This is a genomic window from Clostridium sp. FS41, assembly GCF_000954015.1.
GTDB classification, from domain to species: Bacteria; Bacillota; Clostridia; order Lachnospirales; family Lachnospiraceae; genus Enterocloster; species Enterocloster citroniae.
The window spans coordinates 193,020-211,835 of sequence record NZ_JYHN01000064.1; the positions used below are offsets into that span (position 1 = coordinate 193,020).

12 protein-coding genes and 2 tRNA genes are annotated in these 18,816 nt (G+C 52.2%); 1 reads left to right on the top strand and 13 read right to left on the bottom strand.

The window, feature by feature from the left end:
* Nucleotides 1-65: 65 nt before the first annotated feature.
* The 10 genes from CLFS41_RS18935 to CLFS41_RS18980 all read right to left on the bottom strand — a co-directional run bounded on the left by CLFS41_RS18935 (nucleotide 66) and on the right by CLFS41_RS18980 (nucleotide 13,959).
* The gene (locus CLFS41_RS18935; RefSeq protein ID WP_007867900.1) at nucleotides 66-1,091 is read right to left on the bottom strand and encodes an ABC transporter permease; all 1,026 of its coding nucleotides are present in this window, start codon (nucleotides 1,089-1,091) and stop codon (nucleotides 66-68) included.
* The gene (locus tag CLFS41_RS18940) at nucleotides 1,091-2,143 is read right to left on the bottom strand and encodes an ABC transporter permease (protein WP_045093182.1); all 1,053 of its coding nucleotides are present in this window, start codon (nucleotides 2,141-2,143) and stop codon (nucleotides 1,091-1,093) included. The genes CLFS41_RS18935 and CLFS41_RS18940 overlap by 1 nt, the downstream gene beginning before the upstream one ends.
* Entirely contained in the window at nucleotides 2,143-3,657 is a 1,515-nt protein-coding gene (locus tag CLFS41_RS18945) for a sugar ABC transporter ATP-binding protein (RefSeq protein ID WP_045093142.1), read from the bottom strand. Before CLFS41_RS18945 ends, CLFS41_RS18940 begins: the two co-directional genes overlap by 1 nt.
* Nucleotides 3,658-3,785: 128 nt before the next feature.
* The gene (locus CLFS41_RS18950; protein WP_007867919.1) at nucleotides 3,786-4,880 is read right to left on the bottom strand and encodes an ABC transporter substrate-binding protein; all 1,095 of its coding nucleotides are present in this window, start codon (nucleotides 4,878-4,880) and stop codon (nucleotides 3,786-3,788) included.
* Between the two features lie 183 nt (nucleotides 4,881-5,063).
* The gene (locus CLFS41_RS18955) at nucleotides 5,064-6,605 is read right to left on the bottom strand and encodes a sensor histidine kinase (RefSeq protein ID WP_045093143.1); all 1,542 of its coding nucleotides are present in this window, start codon (nucleotides 6,603-6,605) and stop codon (nucleotides 5,064-5,066) included.
* The gene (locus tag CLFS41_RS18960) at nucleotides 6,602-8,230 is read right to left on the bottom strand and encodes a response regulator (RefSeq protein ID WP_045093144.1); all 1,629 of its coding nucleotides are present in this window, start codon (nucleotides 8,228-8,230) and stop codon (nucleotides 6,602-6,604) included. The genes CLFS41_RS18955 and CLFS41_RS18960 overlap by 4 nt, the downstream gene beginning before the upstream one ends.
* 203 nt (nucleotides 8,231-8,433) lie before the next feature.
* Nucleotides 8,434-9,399 carry an alpha/beta hydrolase gene (locus CLFS41_RS18965; protein WP_045093145.1) on the bottom strand — a complete coding sequence of 322 codons (966 nt, stop codon included), beginning with the start codon at nucleotides 9,397-9,399 and terminating at the stop codon, nucleotides 8,434-8,436.
* Nucleotides 9,400-9,480: 81 nt separating this feature from the next.
* Complete coding sequence (locus tag CLFS41_RS18970; RefSeq protein ID WP_045093146.1) at nucleotides 9,481-13,266, bottom strand: diguanylate cyclase; 3,786 nt, start codon at nucleotides 13,264-13,266, stop codon at nucleotides 9,481-9,483.
* A gap of 80 nt (nucleotides 13,267-13,346) precedes the next feature.
* Nucleotides 13,347-13,700: an Hpt domain-containing protein gene (locus CLFS41_RS18975; protein ID WP_007867935.1), complete on the bottom strand. Its 354-nt coding sequence runs from the start codon at nucleotides 13,698-13,700 to the stop codon at nucleotides 13,347-13,349.
* 175 nt (nucleotides 13,701-13,875) lie between these two features.
* Nucleotides 13,876-13,959, bottom strand: a tRNA-Leu gene (locus tag CLFS41_RS18980).
* Between the two features lie 179 nt (nucleotides 13,960-14,138).
* On the opposite strand from CLFS41_RS18980, the gene CLFS41_RS18985 reads away from it, so the two are divergent.
* Nucleotides 14,139-14,222 (top strand) — tRNA-Leu (locus tag CLFS41_RS18985).
* A 186-nt stretch (nucleotides 14,223-14,408) separates the two neighbouring features.
* On the opposite strand, the gene CLFS41_RS18990 is transcribed toward CLFS41_RS18985, so the two are convergent.
* The 3 genes from CLFS41_RS18990 to CLFS41_RS19000 form a co-directional block, all read right to left on the bottom strand.
* A complete protein-coding gene (locus CLFS41_RS18990) occupies nucleotides 14,409-15,512 on the bottom strand; it encodes a hypothetical protein (RefSeq protein WP_045093147.1) in 1,104 nt (367 codons plus the stop codon).
* The gene (locus tag CLFS41_RS18995; protein ID WP_007867941.1) at nucleotides 15,509-16,696 is read right to left on the bottom strand and encodes an ABC transporter permease; all 1,188 of its coding nucleotides are present in this window, start codon (nucleotides 16,694-16,696) and stop codon (nucleotides 15,509-15,511) included. The genes CLFS41_RS18990 and CLFS41_RS18995 overlap by 4 nt, the downstream gene beginning before the upstream one ends.
* A 147-nt stretch (nucleotides 16,697-16,843) precedes the next feature.
* Nucleotides 16,844-18,814, bottom strand: coding sequence for a zinc ribbon domain-containing protein (locus CLFS41_RS19000; protein WP_045093148.1), 1,971 nt, complete (start codon nucleotides 18,812-18,814; stop codon nucleotides 16,844-16,846).
* Between the last annotated feature and the right edge of the window lie 2 nt (nucleotides 18,815-18,816).

Sequence of the window (18,816 nt, forward strand, 5' to 3'; positions counted from 1 at the left end):
ATGCAGTACCGGGATTCTTGCTTGTGTCCATAACTCTCTGTATATGATCCGCTGCCGTCTCAGTTCTACTTATTCTTTCTCTTAAATGCCGCGATCAGGCTCTGCAGTACAATAAAGAAACAAAGCAGCGCCGCAATGGTGATCCTGGTCCACCAGGAGGACAGGGTTCCCTGGAAGGTGATAAATGATTCAATGGTTCCTTTGATCAGCACACCGAACAGGCTGCCGATCACATTTCCCACACCGCCGGTGAGCAGGGTGCCGCCGATGACGGATGAGGCAATGGCGTCCATCTCAAAGCCCTTGGCCTGCTCCACAAAGCCGGAACAGGTATTCATACAGAACAGAAGTCCTCCAAGTCCTGCCAAAAAGCCATCCAGCACATAGGCCTGGAGTTTTATCTTCCTTACATTCAAACCTAAAAGCAGGGCAGACTGCTCATTTCCGCCGATGGCGTAGATGGAACGTCCGAATTTGGTATACTTTAAAAGGATAAAGATAAGCACCAGCATCACCAGGGCAATGATCACACTTGGGTAGATATAGGGATAGATCATGATCCCCTTCTTGTTCAGATAACCGCCAAAGGGAAGATACATCTTAAAGGTTGCCATGGACTTAAAGGTCTCATTATTAATGCTGATCATTTCCTGGCTGATGATGGAGGTCATGCCCCTTGCAAAGAACATGCCTGCCAGTGTGACGATAAAGGGCTGTATCTTCAGATACGCCACCAGGAAGCCCTGCACCAGTCCAAAGACACAGCCGGTAAGCAGAACAATGATGATGGCGGGGACAGCGCCGATCCCCCCCTTTTCCATCATCCACGCCAGCATCATACACACCATGGCCACAACAGAGCCAACGGAAATGTCAATGCCGCCCGTGATCATGACAATGGTCATGCCCGTTGCCACCACGATCAATCCTGCATTGGAGATAAACAGGTTCAGGAAATTCTGCACCTTGGCAAACCCGCGGCCGCCAAACATGAGGATACCCACAATATACATGACAAAAAACAATACAATGGTCACTACCAGCAAAAAGGAGTTGCCGTCCAGTTTTTTCTTTGTGTTGCCGTTCTTCATTATGCCGCTCCTCCTTCCACTGTCTTAGACGCATGCTTTGCCGTCAAACGCTTCTTAAACTTCTTAAGTTCCTCGGACTGCACTGCCACAATGATGATGACCACAATCGCCTTGTACACCGGAATCTGGTCCGAAGGCACGCTCATGGCATAGAGGGTGGTGGTCAGGGCCTGGATGGTGTAGGCGCCGATAACAGAGCCCAGCAGTGAGAATTTTCCGCCTCCCAGGGAATTTCCTCCCAAGGCCACGGCGGCGATGGCGTCCAGCTCCATGTTAAGTCCGATGTTGTTGGCATCCGCGGAGTAGATACGTGATGATGCCACCAGCCCGGCTATACCTGCGCAAAGGCCGCAGAACGCATAAGCCATCCAGATGATCTTTGTGGACTTAAGACCCACCAGACGGGAAGCCCGTTCATTAATGCCCACGGCCTGCACGTACATTCCCATGGCCGTCTTTTTAAGGAGTACATAGGTGAGGACCACCACCAGGACCGCCACAAAAATGGGGGTGGGAATGGGGATTCCCGGGATATTGGCACCCAGCAGCTTATATCCGTCCACACGGATATAGGTGATCTGTCCGTTGGTGACCAGCTGTGAGATTCCCCTTCCTGCCGTGAACAGGATCAGGGTGGCTACCATGGGCTGTATCTTCAGCTTCGCTACCAGAAAACCGTTAAAGCAGCCGCACAGGACAGCCACGGCCAGACCGGCCAGCACGGCCAGTATGTATGGATTGGCGTATTCATTGACCGAGACCTCTCCTCCGGCCAGCACATGGGTACATACGGAAGCCGCCACCGCCATGACAGCTCCCACGGAAATATCCGTTCCCGCCGAGGCAGACACCACCAGAGTCATGCCCACGGCCAGCACCACCAGCTCGCTGGCACGGTTGATCACGTCAATGATGTACCCGTAAAGGACTCCGTTGGTAATGGATATCTTAAAAAATGTGGGGGTGGTTACAAGATTAATAAGCAGCACAATCAGCAGACAGGACAGGGGAAGAAAAAGCCTGTATCCTGTTATTTTCTTCACTTTCTCCATCATTCTTCCCCTCCTCCTGCAATTGCTTTCATTATGGAATCCTGGCTCAACTCGCCCTCCGCCAGTTCCCCTACCTTTTCGCCGTCCCGCATGACCGCCATGCGGCTGCAGGTGCGAAGCATTTCCTCTATCTCCGATGAGATGAACACCACGCTCATTCCATCCTCAGCCAGCTTCAGCACCAGCTTTTGTATCTCTGTCTTTGTACCGATATCAATACCTCTGGTAGGCTCATCCAGGATCAGGAAATCCGGCTGGGTGAGAAGCCATCTGCCCAGGATCACCTTCTGCTGGTTGCCTCCTGACAGCTGTTTAATGGGGGTTTCCCTGTCAGCTGTCTTGATTTGGAGCATATCGATATACTGGTCCGTGAATTCTTCCTGTTCTTTTCTTGACATCAGCTTAAACATGCCTTTTTTTGCCTGGAGGGCAATGATAATGTTCTCACGCACGGACAGGTCCGCTATGATTCCCTCTTCCTTGCGGTTTTCCGGAAGATAGGCCATTCCGTGCATCATAGCGTCAATGGGGGTTCCTGCCTTTAACTTCCGTCCCTTGACCGAGAGCTCACCGCTGTCCGGCTTATCCGCCCCGTAAATCGCCCTCACCAGCTCGGAACGTCCTGAACCCAGAAGTCCTGTAAGCCCGATCACCTCGCCCTTGTGGATGTCCAGGTTAAAGGGCTTGATGGTTCCCTTGTGGCCCAATCCCTTTGCGCTGATGACCACTTCCTCCTTAACCGTGGAAATGCCTTCCTTCTTAATGGCTGCCAGGTCGTCAAAGTCCTTGCCCATCATCTTTGCCACAAGCTGTACCCTTGGCAGGTCCTCGATCTTATATTCCCCCACCAGGGTCCCATTTCTCAGGACCGTAATCCTGTTGCATACCGCATATACCTGCTCCAGGAAATGGGTTACAAAGATGATACCGATCCCCTTATCCCGCAGCTGTCGCATCAGCACAAACAGCTTTTCCACCTCGCCGTCATCCAGGGATGATGTGGGCTCATCCAGGATCAGCACCTTGGCGGACATATCCACTGCACGTGCAATGGCTATCATCTGTTGGATGGCAATGGAATAGTTTTCCACTGCTGCCGACACATCAATATGGATATCCAGACTTTCCAAAAGCGTCTGGGCATTCTTTCTCATGGTCTTCCAGTCAATGAGCGGCCCGACCTTTGGTTCACGCCCAATGTACAGGTTTTCTGCAACTGACAGGTTGGGGCACAGGTTCACTTCCTGGTAAACCGTACTGATACCATTTTCCTGTGCTTCCTGGGGAGACCGGTTAATGATCATACCGGACGAACCATCCATTTGGATCGTGCCGGTCTCAAACTCCTCCACGCCGGTAAGAACCTTGATAAGCGTTGACTTTCCGGCGCCATTTTCCCCCATAAGGGCGTGGATCTCGCCTTTCCTCAAGGTAAAGTCCACGTTCTCCAGGGCCTTTACTCCGGGGAAATTCTTATTGATTCCCCGCATTTCCAAAACAATGTTCTGCTCCATGGGATTTCCGCCTTTCTACCGTTTTTTGCCCAGGTTTACAGGGCTCCCTTCCTGTCATCCGCACTCCGGGCTTAAAAAGGGAGAGAGCCGTGCAACGACTCTCCCCACCGCCTTTCCTCTGATGACTATTAATAAGCGCGCTCAGCCTTGATGGCTTCCAGATCCATGGATGTATCGAAGTAAGCCTCATCTACATACTGGATTTTCTCTACAGTCTCGCCTTTTTCCAGCTTCTTGATGATCTCATCCACACGTGGTCCGTGAAGTGGGTTACACTCAAATGCTGCGTTTAAGTCGCCTGCGATCATTGCGTCAAATGCTGCCTTAACTGCGTCAAAGGAGAAGATGATGATGTCACCATCAGGTCCGCAGGTCTTGCCTGCTGCTTTGATCGCATCGATGGCGCCAAATGCCATGTTGTCGTTCTCAGCCACTACTACATCAATATCGTCATAGGACTTTAAGAAGGACTCCATCACTTCCTGACCCTTAGCCTGTGTAAATTCACCGGTCTGCTTATCTAACATCTTCCAGTTGCTGTGCTCGGCAAGGATATTGGCAAAACCTTCTGTACGGCCAACCTGTGCAGATGCACCGATGGTTCCCTGAAGGGTTACAATGTTGATCTCCTCATCACCTCTGCCCTGATCCTCCAGGTACTTGGCCAGCCATGTGCCTGCGTCCTCGCCTTCCTTGATGAAGTTGCCTCCTACCCAGCACTCATATAAGCTCTCATCCACATCCATCATACGGTCGGACAGGATAACCGGGATTCCTGCTTCCTGTGCTTCCTGGAGCACTGCCTCCCATCCGGTCTCAACCACGGGTGCAACTACAATATAGTCTACATCCTGCTGAATGAAGCTTCTGATGGCCTTGATCTGATTCTCCTGTTTCTGCTGTGCATCATCAAAGATCAGTTTATATCCGTTTTCTTCCGTAAATGTGGACTTAAAGGACTCTGTGTTGGCAGTTCTCCAGTCAGACTCAGCGCCAACCTGTGCGTAACCAACCACGATCAGGTCATCAGATGACGCCGCATCAGCTGCAGGTGCTTCTGTGTCAGCTTCAGGAGCTGCCGTGGTGTCGGCTGCAGGGGCTGCCGTGGTTGCTGCGGGAGCTGCTGTGGTAACATCAGCTGGTTTGCTGGAACCTCCGCACCCTGAAAGCAGGGACGCTGCCATTGCTGCACCTAACATAACACTCAAAGTTTTCTTTCTCATAATACGTAAACCTCCTTGAATATGTATTTTATGATTTTTGATACCCCGTGTTGATGGTTATATGATACCAGCTGTGAATAACAAAAACAACGGAATTTCTCCGTTGTTTTGTACACGATTTTTTGAATTTTCACAGTTTATTCACACTTTCGGGTGTTTTTTTACGAAAAAAGGTGGAATTTTTCAAACTGCCTCATTTTCCATATCCAACGGGATGGTGACCACTGCCGTGGTGCCCTCCCCCTGGACGCTGTGAAACTCCAGGCTGCACCGGCTGCCATAATTCAGCCTCAGCCGTTCCGCCACATTAAAAAGCCCAAAACCGCCTTTGGAGGCAGAACCGCTTTTGGCATGGGACCTGTCCTCACCCCTGAGCTTGCGTTCCACTGCTTCCATCTCCTCCTTTGACATCCCTGCCCCGTCATCCCGGATCTCAAAAACCGCCATGTCATCCCTGGCATATCCGCGGACACAGATCCGTCCCCTTCCCCGTTTATTCTTGATGCCGTGGTAGAGGGCGTTCTCCACAAGTGGCTGAAGGGTGAGTTTGAGCATCCTGTACCCGTTGAGGGATTCATCCAGGGAGACCTCATAATCCATGATATCCTGGTAACGTATCTTCTGGATCTGAAGATAGCTCTCTATATGCCCCATCTCCTCCTTTATGGTGATAAAATCCCTCCCCCCGCTTAGGGTAGTCCTGAAAAACTCGGACAGGGAGGTTACCATGTCCACCACCTCCCGGTTCTGCCCGCCCTCGGCCAGCCACACAATGGTGTCCAGAGTATTATACAGGAAATGGGGGTTGATCTGCTCCTGGAGCAGCTGCAGTTCCATCACCCTGCGCTGGTTCTGCTCCTGCCGTATATCCTCGATCAAACGGCCGATTTCCCCCTTCATATGGTCAAAACTGCCGGTGAGGATCGCCAGCTCATCCCCTGACTCGATCTTGGGTCCTGAGGTAAAGTCTCCCCTGGCCACACGCTCCGTTTCATTGCACAATTTTTGGATGGGTTCGGTGACGCTCTTTGTGATCCTGCGGCTGAGGGTCAGGCCCAGGATCAGGATGATCCCCAGAAGGCTTAAGCTCACCACCATGGCCGTGCGCTCCTGGCTTTCCAGCTGGCGCTGGATCTCCTGCACATGGAGGGTCTCATAGTATATAAACTCCTGGCTCTGTTCCGCAATGTCCTCGGTCAGCATGTACACGCCCATTTCCAGAAGCTGCATATTCTTGTCATAGCCCCCATAGGGAAGGTTGTCCTCTATCTCATCCACCCGATCCTCCAGCTGGTCCAGGCAGTGGATAATCCAGCTGATCCTGCGCCGGTTCCCGTCATCTGAGGTGCGCTTTAGCAGCTGCCTGTACACTTTTCTGGTGGAGTTGATCATCTCGTGGGGATTCTTGATCTGCTCCCACCCGTACGGCCTGTCCTCCTCGGGCATATCATGGATATCCTGATAGGTCATGGTGCCGATGGCGATCCGGTACATGGTATAATCCATGTCCTCCCTGAAATACGCCATGGTATTGTTCACATCCGTTATATTCACAATGCTCTGGTTATAGGCATTACAGAACTTGACCACCGTGGCCATGAGATAGATGACCAGGACCGTCAGGGGGATGATGATGATAAAGGTCATGGTGTTCAGTCTTTTTTCCAGGGGAAGGCGGTCTAAGAACCGCTTTTCTTTCTCCCGGAGCCATCCTGGCGCCCTCATGAGCGCTCCCTGCTTCCGGCCCTGTACTCCTTGGGCGTGCATCCCACCGTCTTTTTAAACAGATATCCGAAGTAATGGGAATCCTTGTACCCCACCTCATAGCCGATCTCCGATGTCTTCATGTTTGAGCACATAAGCAGCTCCTTAGCGCGCTCCATACGCACGCTGGTGAGATACTCCACAAAGGTCACGCCCATCTCCTGGCTGAATATGGAGCTGAAATAACTGGGGCTGATATTCACCCTGGACGCCACAGTGTTCAGAGAGATCTCCTCCTTTGCATAATTCTCACGGATAAAAGCCATGGCCTCCTCCAGGACCTGACTGTATTTGCTGGCTGTCTGTCCGTCCCTCAGTGACATTGTCTCCTTAAAAAGGCTTACCAGGCGTTCCTTTAAGGTTTCCATGGAATGGCTCTCCTTCAGGGTTCCCTCCATGTCCGTAACCTCACGGGGCAGGTTCTTCATATCCATTCCCAGTTCCTCCAGGAAGGTCCGGGCACAGAGGTAGCAGTCCATAATGATATACTGGCGGAACATAAAGGAATGGTAGTTCTTCTCCCCTATGTTCTGGAAATACTCCTCCACAAAGCTGACGGCCTCCTCCACGGTTCCCTGCTTCAGGAAATGTTCCAGCGTCCTCCGGTTCACCTTGGACCCGTCCACGGAGTGAATGTCAATGGCTTCCCCTGCCGCTGAATATACCTGCTCCATCTCGCTGTAACTCACCACCTGGTTCATTTCCGAAAAAAAGCGGCTGGCAAAGGCACGGCCCGCCTGTCCGTAGGACTGCTGCAGATCTCCCAGCCGGTTCACGCAGCCCCCGATGCTTCCAAAAAACTGTATGTCCTTATAGGTGCGCACCAGATCCCCCAGACCGGCGGCGCAGTCCCGGGTCCTGCGCTCCACCTCCTGTTCCGATTCCCCGGTGAGGATAAAGGCCCAGCCCTCCTCCCCCCGGTCGAACACCAGGATATGCTGCCTCCCCTCCATGCGCTCCTCAATGGCCTCCTGGCAGGACAGCACCCGGTCCGACCAGACGCTGGAAGGGCCTGAGGGGATCAGCTTAAAAAGCATGAGCTGGTAAAATGAGGCGGACAGTTCCATTCCCAGCTGCTCCCCCCGCTCCAGGGCCTCCTTAAAGCCGATGCGGCTGGTCACCAGATCCTTAAACAGGCGCTGCCTGTCCAACACCGTGTTCTCCGCCATCTCCAGGCGGTACCGCTCCAGCATATTCTCCTCTTCCCGCTCCCGTTCAATCACCTCTGCAACCTTTTTCACTGCCTCCAAAAGCTTGGATGCAGTGATGGGCTTTAGGAGATAATCCGTGACTCCGATATGTATGGCCTGCTTTGCATAGTCAAACTCATTGTAGCCGCTGAGGATGATGATCTTGATCCTGGGAAATTCCTTTTTCACAAGCTCGGAAAGCTCCAGGCCGTCCATGAAAGGCATGCGGATATCTGTGATCAGTATGTCCGGCTGGACCTTCTTAATCAGCGGATAGGCCAGTTCCCCATCGCTGGCTTCCCCAGCAAATAACAGTCCTTCTTTTTCCCAGGGTATGTTATTCTTAATCCCGTTGCGCATTACAACTTCATCTTCCACAAGAAATATCTTAATCATAAAACTGCCCGCCCCTCGTTTGATTTGATTTATAGTATAGAGTATAAACCGGGCAAATTCAAGAAGTTTCCATCCCGTATGATTTCCCTACAAAAACAAAGCAGAAGCCGTTCCCTTCCAAAGAGTACCGTCTTCTGCTGCTGTTACTTCTGCTGTCTTGTGCTGTCTGCTGCCGCCTATCACTGCTGTTTATTGCGGCTGTGTCACTGCTTCTCCACATTCTTTCTGTTGATCCACTCCGTAGACACATCCATGGCTGCCCGGCAGGCCTTGGTCTGGTCCAGGGAATTAAGCATCACAAAGTCGTGTATAATGGCCTGGAAACGCACGGCAGTGACATCCACTCCCGCTTGCCTCAGCTTTATGGCATATGCCTCCCCTTCATCCCTGAGAACATCCGCCTCCCCGTTAAGGATCATTGTATCCGGCAGGCCCCTCAGCTGTTCCAGGTTTGCCCGCAGAGGTGAGGCTGTGATCTGATTCCTGTCTTTTTGCGACATGGTGTACTGATTCCAGAACCACTCCATACCTGCCCGGTACAGGTAGTAGCCCTGGGCGAATTCACAGTATGAACCCGTATTAAAGCAGGCATTGGTCACCGGATAATACAGAAGCTGCTTTTGGATCGCCGGACCTCTGCGAAACTTTGACATCAGGGTCAGGGCGGTGGCCATGTTGCCGCCCACGCTGTCTCCCGCCACGGTAAATGTATCAGGGTTTGCAGTATACCCCATGTTCCGGACCAGCTCGGGCACCATACACATCACACTGTAGCACTGCTCAATGGCAGTTGGATACCGGACCTCCGGTGAGCGGCTGTACTCCGGGAATATGAGCAGCGAACCGGTTCTGGCAGCCAGCTCCCTTACCAGCTTTTCATGGGTATGATAACTGCCGAACACCCAGCCCGCGCCGTGAATGTAAAGAATCACATTGGCGGGTGTGCAGACAGTTTCCGGCTCCACCAGATATACTGGGATCGCACCCCATCTTCCGGTATTGACCACCACCCTTTTTGCCCGGGCCGGATATTTATATACAGGGCTGTCCTGGGCCTCTTCCAGAACCATCCTCCCCTGGGCCACGGGCAGTTCAAAAATAAGGGGTGGTTTGGAACTGGCCTGACAGACAGCCTCGGCCTGAGGCTCTAACGGTACACAACGTTTCATATGGTAACTCCTTGATCCTGTTTTCTATTATCAGGATATTCCGGATTTCCTGTTATGCCCGCATTTTTGTATCTTTATCTGCTACTTTTCCTGATCCGGCCCGTCCTTACCTGTCTTGTAGCGGGTAATATCATGGCATGCCAGCAAACATGCGTCCTTCTTTCCCCAGCGGATCACGGACGCGTCCGCCAGGGACCATACCTTGAGAAGAGGATTGTATACTTCCATGGTACAGTTTATCTTATGGCGGATATCTTCCATGGGGCATCTGGCGCACGGTTCCTTTCGCCCGAAAAAGGCTTTATGGCAGCTCATGCCCAATTTGGCCTCCGGCGCGATCCGCTGCGTCTTTTCATTGATATACAGCAGTTCCCGGGTTCCGATGTCCACCACATAGATCCATGAGTTCTGGTGATCCAGGACAGCCCTCAGATCCCCCGCCAATTCCATGACATTGTCCTGGGCCCTCTGCTTTAAAAGAAACAGGGACAAAAGCTCGGAGATAAATGACAGCACCTCGATCTGGTTGATGGTCCACAGGCATTTGGACGTACAGTCGTCAAATCCCACCCAGCCCTTAAACACTCCGTTGTCTTTGATTGCACACTGGAGCATGGACTGGATCCCCTGGCTTTCCATCAGTTCCCTGATGTCCCGTGGAAACTTTCCTATATCATCACAGTAGAGGATGCCTCTCTCGTTAAAATAATCTCTGTAATCACTGTCAAACTCTGAGTATGCCATGTTCTGCATCTTATCCTTCTGCGGCTCAATGCCTTCTGCGCACCACTCAAAGGTATTGCTGTAAAACAGGTTGTCCTCGGAGTTTTCAAACACGTAGGCCCTGCTCACCTGAAGCCGCTCCCCCAGCAGTTCCAGTACACTCTCAACCGCCCGGTCCAGCTGCTCCGCCTTGCTGAGGATATTAAACGCCCTTGGAAGAAGATCGCTTAACACCAGTTCCGTCCCTTCCGACTCAATGGTAGTGTTTGCCGCGGTCTGTCTCCCCGCATTCTGCCCGTAGGCCCTGCTTTCCATGGACTGGTCATAAATCTGGTACTGGTTTTTGCCGCAGGCCTTGGCGTGGTAGAGGGCCACATCCGCCCGCTGGAACAGGGTCTGGAAATCATCCCCATCCCTTGGGCAGACAGCGATCCCAATACTGCTGGTAATGCTGCACTCTCTGGGCAGTTCCTCCAATACCCGGTCAAAGCATTCCAGGATACGCCCTGCCACCATCTTCACCTGCTCGTCCCCCAAAACCCCCTGGAGAAGAGCCATGAACTCATCCCCGCCAATCCGCGACACGATATCGCTGCTTCTGAACAGACGGGAAAGCTGGGACGCTATCTTTGTCAGCACCGCATCCCCAAACATATGGCCATACTGGTCATTGACCATCTTAAAATTGTCGATATCAATGATAAACAAGGCTGCTCCCTCAGGTTTTTCCCGGTTAGCCAGCAGATATTCGATCCTCTGTCGGGCGGAAGCTTTGTTGTACAGCCTGGTAAGGGTATCCCTCTCCGCGCGTGCCTTCAGCTCCTGGGCTGCCATCTTTTCTTCATTGATATCAATTACGATCCCGATTGCCTTGCAGGGCTTTCCCTGGTCGTCAAACTGTGTGGTTGCCCTCAGTTTGCACCACTGGTAACGCCCCCTGGAATCAGAAACCTTAAATTCCAGTTCCCCGTACCGTCTGCCTGAGCGGATCTGCTGGATAAATGCCCCAAAGGGAGCCATGTCCTCCGGGTGGAGGTGGGATATCTTAGGAATCCGCTCCGAAGCCCTGGCGGAGATGGGATCATAGCCAAACTTCCCTTTCCAGTTAGGGGAATAGTTGACCGTGTCCGTCTCAATATCCCACTCAAAAAAGATATCATTGGTCTGTTCCATGATGATCTTATACCGCTCCAGTCCAAGGCGCAGTTCCTCCTGTGCGCGCTTCGTCTGGTTGATATCAATGATCACACTGTAAAGGCACTCCTGTCCATCCTGGTCCGTGATCAGGCATCCCTTGCCTAATACCCAGTTGCTCACCCCGTCCGCATCCTGTACACGGTACTCCAGTTCAAATTCATTTCCATGGTTCAGCTGGTCCGACAGTTCCTTTTTGACCCGTGTTCGGTCATCCGGATGGATCATGTCCAGATAGTGGCCGTGGAACCGGCCGTTGATCTCATCCCTTCCATATCCCATGAATCCATCGTCAATTTCCAGGATGGTAAACCACTGGTCGTTGCGGTAACGGGATATGCCTTTCAGGATGCTGTGGAGAATTTGAACATCATCCTGAAGTTCCTCCCCTGTTTCCTGCTGTCCGCCCGTTCTTCCGGCTGAAATATGTTCCGCCTCTGCTTCCAGTGCTTTCCACAAAAGCAGGGCCTTTCTCTGGCGCGGGTGTTCGATATCGATCCTTAGGATGGTCAGGTCAAACCAGCACCATCCCTGCCCGTCCCGTACGCGGTGCTTCCATGATTTTTTCAGCATTCCCTGCTGGAAAAAACCGGGCATTCCCATAGCCCATGCCTCCCGCATATATTCCTGGTCCTGCGGATCCACCATCTCGGCAATGTAACGTCCCACCGCGTCCTCCAGACGCTCCCCCTGGAACGAACGCTTAATGCGCAGATTAGGGGCATACACCATATGGTAGCTTCCCGTGGAGAAATCCACCTCCACCACCATGGTGTTTTCATACCGCAGCATGGCCAGATACTTCATCTGCTCCAGCTGCAGGGCGCTGACGCTTCCCTCCGCCACAGGCATCAGGGAGGCTTCCTGGGACAGGGAGTGCTCCCTGGGTACATTCCCGTCCGCATACTGCCGGCACAGGCCGGCCAGCGCAGGCTGAACGGTCTTAAAACATTCCAGCATCTTTGGAGAAAAAGCGCCGCATTCCCCGTTAAGGATCATATTGGCTGCCTGCTGATAGGGGATGGCATTCTTATATACACGGTCGGATGTAAGGGCATCATATGCATCCACCACGGACACCGCCTGGGCGCAGATGGGGATTGCATCCTTGCAAAGTCCTTCCGGATATCCCTTTCCATCCCATCTCTCATGATGGTAATGACAGATGTTATATGCATATTGCAGATATTCCTTGTCACTCATCCTGCCCAAGCTGTCCAGAATCTGGCAGCCCTTTATGGTGTGGGTCTTCATGATCTCAAATTCTTCCGGGGTAAGGCGACCCGGTTTATTCAGGATCCTGTCCTCTATGGCGATCTTTCCGATATCGTGGAGGGCGGAAGCCGATGCAATAACCTCTATCTTCTGCTGGTCCAGACCGTATTCCGGACAGTTCTTTGACACCTCCTCCAGAAGTACCCTGGTGAGAAGGCGTATCCGCTTGATGTGCTGTCCCGACTCCAGGCTTCTGTACTCAATGACGGAAGACAAGGCATCCACCAGTATGTCGTTGGATTCCTTCAGCTTGCGGGCTTGGTGGTCCACCATATCCTCCAGGTTATGCTTGTGAAGGTAAAGTTCAATTATATTATGTACACGGCGCTTTACCACATGGGGTTCAAAAGGCTTTACAATGATGTCCGATGCCCCCAGGTCAAATGAGCGAAGTTCGCCCTCCAGGGAATTGTCCGCGGTGATCACCACCACCGGCACCTCATCCAGGAAACCGCCTGCCCCCATCTCCTTCATTACCTGATATCCGTCCATCACAGGCATCACCACATCCAGAAGCATGATGGCAATATTGCTGTGGTACTGCTTTAACAGCAAAAGGGCCTGTTCCCCGTTCTCCGCTTCCAACAGATGGTATTCATCCTGAAACAGGCCGCTCAGTATGACCCGGTTTATCTCCATATCATCTACAATCAGTATCGTATCCCGCTGGCGCATCTTACTTTTCCTCTCTGCGATCCGCCTGGATCCGTGGATTCAGGCGATTGATACATTCAAATAAGGCTTTTGTACAAAACTCAGGCCTTGGAAAGGATCTCACAGATCTCATCATATGCTTTCTTCAGTTCACCATACTTCCCGGACGCTTCCGCAAACTTATCCCCTCTGATACAGTCCACCATCTCTGAGGATATGCCGTAGAGCCTGGTAAGCCCCAGGTTGGCTGTCAGTCCCTTAAAGGTATGGGTGGAAGTCAGGGCAGCCTGTGTATCCTCTGCCTCAAAGGCGTTTGTCACATCCTGAAACGTGGGATCGGACAAAAACTTTGTAAGAAAGCGCTCATAAAGCCCGGAATTACCGCTGAACCGTCTTAAGGCCCCTTCTGTATCCACCCCTGCATTCTGAAGTACAAGTATTGTATTCAAATCCATATATCCTCCTTTTCCGGCCAGTAAGCCGGACCCTTTACATGGCATTATTTTATCATATTTCATCCTAAAATTACACCTGTATTTTTATGGATCCGCCTGGTATCCGGCACGATCCCGATCCTTTGCCGTATTATGATATAATACAAAAAAGCCTAGTATACACTAGGCTTTTTAGTGCGGGAGATGGGACTTGAACCCACACGAGCATACACCCACAAGATCCTTAGTCTTGCCTGTCTGCCAATTCCAGCACTCCCGCAACACGAATGGTAGTATAGCATAGAATTTTACAATTGGCAACTGGTTTTTGAAAAATATTCTAATTTTTTTTCTTTTGGCAATGTCAGGAAATTTTTTCAAAAATATAGTTGACAAATAGGCCAACCTATCTTATAATAACCTTCGTTGCTTGAGACAACAACTCGACAGCAGCAGAATGCAGAAGTGGCGGAATTGGCAGACGCGCACGGTTCAGGTCCGTGTGGTAGTAATACCTTGAGGGTTCGACTCCCTTCTTCTGCAGTAGCGGAATCCCAGATCATAACGGTCTGGGATTTTTTGTATCACGGGAAATTTAAAAACACTCCGCGGGATCACACCGCGGCGGAAGGAAAGATGTCGCTGAAGCGCCCCGCCGAAGGCGGAGAATCCTGCGAGCAGGATTCTTTGTTTCTTTTTATCATTGACCCTTTAGTCATCTCACTGCCGTCACCGGAACATATTCAGGTAATACCAGGGAGGGAACATTTTTCCCACCTGGTCAAACACATCCAGATACCTACCTGCATCTATAAACACAGGACAGAACAACAGGCTTCCTATGACAAAAAAGGGGATGATGCAGCAGAGTACCTGGGGCCTGCGGCAGGCCAGCTTTAAAAGCCAGGATACGGCCGTTACCGCCCCGCAGTAAACTGCCATGACAATTATCTCCTTTGCAGGCGCTCCCAGGCTCCTGCCGGCCCACAGAGCCATCAGGCCGGATATGGACGCCAGGAACACAGGGGCTGCCATGGACGCCAGGCGGCAGGGCGTCCTCAAGCCATAGGACAACGGAAGGTATAATCCCCTTTCTTCGTCCCCGCACAGCACCACAGCACCGTACAGGCCTGTTATAAACACATACACGGCCACCAGCCCCCTGACGGGAAATACGGTCCCGGACAGGGCATCGGAAGACGTTTGCTCACGGCCTTCCTGATCCAGAAAGCTGTACTCAAACCGGAAAGTACTTCCGTTAGCAAGCCATTTGTCATAGAGTTCCCCCGACTGTGCGGCGGCTTGTTCCCGCTGCGCGCTTCCCGGTGCTCCCAGCTGTTCAAACAGGGACTCCTCACCCACATAATCCATTAAAAGCTGCCTGTCATAGATTTCCATCAGCGCGGCAAATACCGTTTCCGTGGACAGGGACGCCGACACGGTGGAAGGAGCTGAATACACACCTATGCTGCGCCTGTAGTTTCCGGCATCCAGTTTTTCCTTAAAATCCTCATATACCACAAACCCGCACTCCGCCCTGCGGGAAGCCACCTCGTCCTTAACAGCTTCTTCATCCCGGCATTCATAAAACCGGAACATGCCGGCGTCCCGGCCCAGTCTGCGGTTTATTAGACCTTCCGCCAGTTCAGCGCCCAGTTCATTCTCCTGGCCGTTCTGGACAGCGATGGCAATCTTAATCTCCTGCCCCTTATCTCCCTGCCCCTTATCAACTGCCAGGATCACAAGCGGAAGCAGAAGAAGGATCAGCAGAAAGGAGAGCTTTTTAATATATCGCTTGCAGGAGAGCAGGAACCATACCATTACTTTTTTCATCTTCTTCCCACCTCCACCCAAAGGCTGAGCAGAAAGCATACGGCTGCCACTGCTGCCAGTTTACAGAACACCGCGATACTGAAAGCCGAAGTCACTGCCATCTTCACACCTTCCATAAAAATATAGGTGGGCAGGAAGGCTGCCGCTGTCCGTAAGGAGGCTGGCAGGAATACAAGGGGAAGGAACCCGCCTGCAAGAAAATGCATGGCCGTAACCGCCAGAAACAGGAGCATCACGCCCCCCATCAGGCTGCCCGCGGCCTGGTACAGGAATACGACCATGGAGGAAGCCGCCACGCATACGGCTGCAACAGACAGGATCCCCGGCAGGCTCCATGTGATCCAGCCAAGGCCCCATGCTGCTGCCAGGGCCAGCAGGGCGGTTACCCCCATCAGCAGGCCCAGGCCCAGGATTCTTGCGCCTATGACCGTGGCATTGCCCACACCTATAAGGGACAGTTTCTGCCTCATGGTCCGGCTGGCAGGTGACAGGTAGGCCGACACCGGAATGGCGCACAGGAGAAGGAACAGCACAAACGCGCTGATCCCGTAAAAGTGGTACGTATCCACATCCCCGGTAGCCGTGACCCTTACATTCCTGAAATAATCCATCCGGGGAAGGCTGTACCCCATAAAGATCCGGTTCAGATCCGCCTCCAGGCGGGGAATGGAATCAGTCATCCCCTCCAGAACACAAAGCTCATCGCCGGCATAGATTCCTGCCTGGCTGGCTCCCAGCGTCCTGGAGCCGGCATCTGTGAGTTCCTTGAAGATCCGGCTCTCCAAACCTGCCCCTTCCGGCAGTATGATGCGCACCGGTGTATTGGTCCCATTCATAATATCCTGGACAAATCCCTCCGGCACCTCCATTACCCCGAACAGCTTCCCTGCCCTCAGCCTGGCCACCCCTTCCTCACGGTCCATATATTCAAAATCACAGATACTCTTTACGCTTTCCAGAGAACTAACCATGGCAACCGCCTTCTTTGCCACCGCATCTCCCTCAGGAAGCACCACCCCTACGGTGATCCTCCCTGATACCTGCTTCCCATACAACATCTTACTTGCCAAAAAGGCAACCGTACCCGCCAATAGTAACAGCACGATTGCCCCTGCAATGATGTGGGGAAGCTTTTTACATGCTCGTTTTAACTCCAGTTTAAGATAAACCAGACGTGCAGACATATTTCCCCATTCCTTTTGTCACGCCCGGATCCCTGACCCTTTGGTCAAAAACCCGGGCACGTTTTTCAATTACTTGTATTTCACGGCTTTTCAGTCCGTATTAACTACAGCGCCTTAGCCGTATTTACCGCAGCTGCCTTAGCCGCCTTAATACATCGGTACATCCAGCTGTCCTGCCAGACCCATCACGCCGAATACCATTTCCATCAGCACATTGTTCCAATCCTGCTCCGTGGCTGCCAGCACATCCAGGGGCTCACCCTCCAGAGGCGTTACTTCACTGCTCAGAGGTCTGCTGTACACCTCGCCGCTGAGGACCACATTCATGGTATTGTCCATGGCCGCGATCTCCAGTGAATCGATATCCATGTGGAAATTCTTGCCCTTTTCCAGCTGATCCATCACGCCTGTGGCGGACATCTTAAGGATCTGGGAACCTTCGCCGCCCACTTCCACACCTGCATGGTAGCTTCCGTCTGCAGAATCATAAGTTCCTGTGTACATGAAATTGTAGTTGGCATCCTCCGGAAGTCCGATATCCACGGACAGGTCACAGGTCAGTTTTTTGCCGTCATAGGTTCCCTGCTTTAAAAGGTCCACTGTCACTGTGTCTGTGGCATCCTCCAAAACAACACTGCCCGTCAGATTCTGCGTCAGATAGGCTCCGCCCTGAAGCTCTAACTTAAAGTTAACTGCCACGTATCCGTCTTCCACGCCTGGTTCATCTTCCACGTACAGGTTCGTGCTTCCGTCCACTGCGGCAAGGTTTCCGCTCTTGTCAACATAAACTGTCATCTGCACATCTGTCAGTGACTTCTCCAGATATGTGATCATTTCGTCCACAGTTTCCTTGACCTCATCATAGGTCTGCTCCTGCATCTCCTGTGCAGACACGGAACCGGCTCCTGTTACAGCGCCGCCCATCAGCTCGCTCATTCTCACGGTGGCTTCCAGCTGCTTTAAGTAATCACCTTTCAGGGTCTCATCCTGCAGGAAGAAATCAGAAGATGTGCGCAGGAACTCGATCATGGAATCCTTGCTGATCACAACGTCATACCCCTGGCAGCTGACCTGTGCGCCGTTCATGGTGTAGGTACCCTTGTCCGCCTTGGTAACGGTGAGAGCCGCCTTGAAGTTGTCCTGTGCCTTGCAGCCTTCCTTATAACGGTTCATAAGGGCTTCGATATCAAATGGAGCTTTTCCCTCCTCCTCAGCCTTCTCGGCTTCATCGATCAAGTCTGTAAAATATCCTGCCAGGCCATCCACATCCACGCCGCTGTCAGCCAGCATAGGGCCGATGGTGGGTGAGTTCTTAATGCGGTCCGCCAGTCCTTCTCCCAGATCCACGGTAAACACCTTGCTGCTCAGCTCGGGGATCGCCATCATCAGGGTATCATCGCCATAGTAAGCATCAAAATTGGCAAGATCCATTCCGTTGTAGATCACACCCATGTTAAAGGCGTTCCGGTTGTTGGTCCTGTCTTCCCTGCCCTCCAGGCGCAGTCCGCTGCCTGCAAAAGCATTCACACTGGGATCCGAACAACTGTCCATCTTAAGGGTCATACCGCTTTCCCTGTCTTCTTTCAGTGCCGTGTCGGCAAAGTCCTTAAAGCCGAACAATTCCTCTGACGGGAACACCTGGCCGTCCTTGTAAATGTTTTCAAAGGCATCAATCACTACCTGCTTTGGATCCTTTGCCGTCATCTTTACATATGCCAGTGCTGCTGCGGCAGCAACAAATACAATGGCAATGACTGCAAAAAGGATCTTCATGAATTTCTTATTGGGGCCCGGCTCACCGGCTGATGTCTGAACCGGCTGGGTAACTGCCGGCTGTACAGTCTGGTCTTCCACTGCTGGCGGCTGGTCTTCTGCGGCCAATGCCTGCTCTGAGCCCGCGCCTTGTGCCGCTGTTTCTCCTGCGGTCTCTGCCACTGTTTCTCCTGCAATTTCTTCTACAATCTCTGTCTCTCCTGCAGTTTCCTCTGCAGTCTCTGCCCCTGTTTCTCCTGCGGTCTCTGCCTTTGTTTCCTGGCCTTCGCTGTCCAATGGAGCGCCGCACTGGGTACAGAATTTCACTTCATCCCCGCACTCCGCTCCGCATTTTGTGCATTTCATTC

What these genes read in the sequence shown, in the direction of transcription:
- CLFS41_RS18935 (WP_007867900.1), bottom strand. Translation starts at nt 1,091, where the DNA reads ATGAAGAACGGCAACACAAAGAAAAAACTGGACGGCAACTCCTTTTTG.
- CLFS41_RS18940 (WP_045093182.1), bottom strand. Translation starts at nt 2,143, where the DNA reads ATGGAGAAAGTGAAGAAAATAACAGGATACAGGCTTTTTCTTCCCCTG.
- CLFS41_RS18945 (WP_045093142.1), bottom strand. Translation starts at nt 3,657, where the DNA reads ATGGAGCAGAACATTGTTTTGGAAATGCGGGGAATCAATAAGAATTTC.
- CLFS41_RS18950 (WP_007867919.1), bottom strand. Translation starts at nt 4,880, where the DNA reads ATGAGAAAGAAAACTTTGAGTGTTATGTTAGGTGCAGCAATGGCAGCG.
- CLFS41_RS18955 (WP_045093143.1), bottom strand. Translation starts at nt 6,605, where the DNA reads ATGAGGGCGCCAGGATGGCTCCGGGAGAAAGAAAAGCGGTTCTTAGAC.
- CLFS41_RS18960 (WP_045093144.1), bottom strand. Translation starts at nt 8,230, where the DNA reads ATGATTAAGATATTTCTTGTGGAAGATGAAGTTGTAATGCGCAACGGG.
- CLFS41_RS18965 (WP_045093145.1), bottom strand. Translation starts at nt 9,399, where the DNA reads ATGAAACGTTGTGTACCGTTAGAGCCTCAGGCCGAGGCTGTCTGTCAG.
- CLFS41_RS18970 (WP_045093146.1), bottom strand. Translation starts at nt 13,266, where the DNA reads ATGCGCCAGCGGGATACGATACTGATTGTAGATGATATGGAGATAAAC.
- CLFS41_RS18975 (WP_007867935.1), bottom strand. Translation starts at nt 13,700, where the DNA reads ATGGATTTGAATACAATACTTGTACTTCAGAATGCAGGGGTGGATACA.
- CLFS41_RS18990 (WP_045093147.1), bottom strand. Translation starts at nt 15,512, where the DNA reads ATGAAAAAAGTAATGGTATGGTTCCTGCTCTCCTGCAAGCGATATATT.
- CLFS41_RS18995 (WP_007867941.1), bottom strand. Translation starts at nt 16,696, where the DNA reads ATGTCTGCACGTCTGGTTTATCTTAAACTGGAGTTAAAACGAGCATGT.
- CLFS41_RS19000 (WP_045093148.1), bottom strand. Translation starts at nt 18,814, where the DNA reads ATGAAATGCACAAAATGCGGAGCGGAGTGCGGGGATGAAGTGAAATTC.